Below are 1,809 nucleotides of genomic sequence, written 5' to 3' on the forward strand. Positions count from 1 at the left end.
CGGGTGAGCGACGCGCCCAAGCTGGACGGCGCCATGGGCGATCCCGCCTGGTCGCGCGCGCGCCCCGTCTTCATCCGCACGCAGCAGGGTGCCAATCTCGACGGATCGGGCGAATCGCTGGTGGAAGTGCGCGCCCTGCATGACGGGCAGAAGATCTATTTCGCCTTCCGCTGGGACGATCCCACGCGCTCCCTGCGCCGCATTCCGATCATCAAGAAAGAGGATGGCTGGCACGTCCTCGACGAGCGTGCGGGCCTGCAAGACGCCGTTGACTTCTACGAGGATAAACTGGCGATCATTCTCTCGGATAATCCATCGCTCGGCGGCGCAGGCGCGACGGATCTCGGCGTCAACCCGCTGCCCGGCAAGCCGATGCCGATCAACGGCCGGGGCTTCCACTTCACGACGGATGGCAGCTACATAGACATGTGGCAGTGGAAGGCGTCGCGCGGGGGCATGCTCGGGCGTGTCGACAGCCAATATATCGGCCCACCCTACGCCCCGACCTTGGACGAACAAAATTACGATGCCCGCTACCAAGGCGGCTATTGGAACAAGCCCGGTCGTTCTCTTTATTCGTATAACTTCAAGTTCATCCACAGGAACGACAAAGGGCCCGTCACGGTTCTGCGGCTTCCCAAGGACTGGAAGGCGCAGGTCGCAGCCCTCGGCAAATACGATCTCAATCCCAACAGCAACGACGACGAAAACGGCCGCTGGTACATGTTCGACCGGGAGAGCGAACCCTACACGCCAGAGGCCGACGCGAGGATACCCATTGGCACGATCCTGCCCGGCGTGATCATTGCCGGCGACAACGACGGAGAGCGGGCCAATGTCACCGGAGTTTCAAGATGGAGCGACGGACATTGGACGCTCGAGCTGACGCGCAACATGAAAAGCGATGGCAGATATGACAAAGCCTTCGTGCCAGGCCGCGATCTCTACATGTGGGTCGCTGTCTTCGACCACACACAGACGCGGCATGCGAGCCATAACCGCCCGGTGCTTGTCGTCACGGAGAAATAGGGATCACATGGGCGGCGAGTTCGACCGGAGGACACCACGGCGCGGCTGCACTGAAGCATGGCTTCGCCCTCATCCGCGCATCGCATTCTGGCGCGGCGAGCGGCGGCCTGCTCGCAGAAATTCGCAGCGCCCACAGGCCTCGCGATGAAGAGGCATTGTCAGCTCGTCCTCAACGGCAAGCTCGTTGAAGCCCGCGCCGGCGAAAGCCTGATCGACGCGGCGCTCGGCGGCTCGATCCTCATTCCACACGACTGCAGATCGGGACAATGTCAGAGCTGCCGCGTGACAGTCGTTTCGGGCGCGGTCGATGACGGCGGCTCGGGCCATGGCCGCACTGTGCTCGCCTGCCAGGCCGCGGTCGCTGGCGATGCAGAGATCGAATTCGAAGAATTGCCGCTACCGATGAAGCGGGCGGGCGCCGTCACCGAGATCAACGAGCTTTCGCCGGAGATCGCCGAGGTCGTGTTGACGACCTCGGCGCCGATTGAGTTTCGGCCGGGCCAATATGTGCGCGTCAAGTTTTCCGGCTATCCTGCGCGCGAGTTCAGCCCGACCTTCAGGCTCGACGGTTCCTTCAAGCAAGTCGAACTCGTCTTTCACATCCGGCGCCTGCCTGACGGCACCGTGTCGGGGCAGCTCGGCAAAGCCATCAGGCCCGGCCATGCGGCGCATGTTCAAGGCCCGTTCGGACAAGCCTATCTGCGGCAGGGACTGGGGCCGCTGGTCCTGGTCGCCGGCGGAGCAGGCTGGGCCCCGATCTGGGCGCTGGCCCGCTCGGCG

General features: G+C 63.7%; 2 protein-coding genes. Both read left to right on the top strand.

The genetic code is table 11. The features are described from left to right. Positions 1 to 1,029: ethylbenzene dehydrogenase-related protein (locus MOV74_RS37255; RefSeq protein WP_246932402.1), on the top strand; the 1,029-nt coding region annotated here is incomplete at its 5' end. A gap of 57 nt (positions 1,030 to 1,086) precedes the next feature. Next, positions 1,087 to 1,809, top strand: a 723-nt coding sequence (locus tag MOV74_RS37260) for a 2Fe-2S iron-sulfur cluster binding domain-containing protein (RefSeq protein ID WP_246932404.1), incomplete at its 3' end; no start/stop codon positions are given.

The sequence above is a fragment of the Bradyrhizobium sp. SHOUNA76 genome (assembly GCF_023006445.1).
Classification (GTDB): domain Bacteria; phylum Pseudomonadota; class Alphaproteobacteria; order Rhizobiales; family Xanthobacteraceae; genus Bradyrhizobium.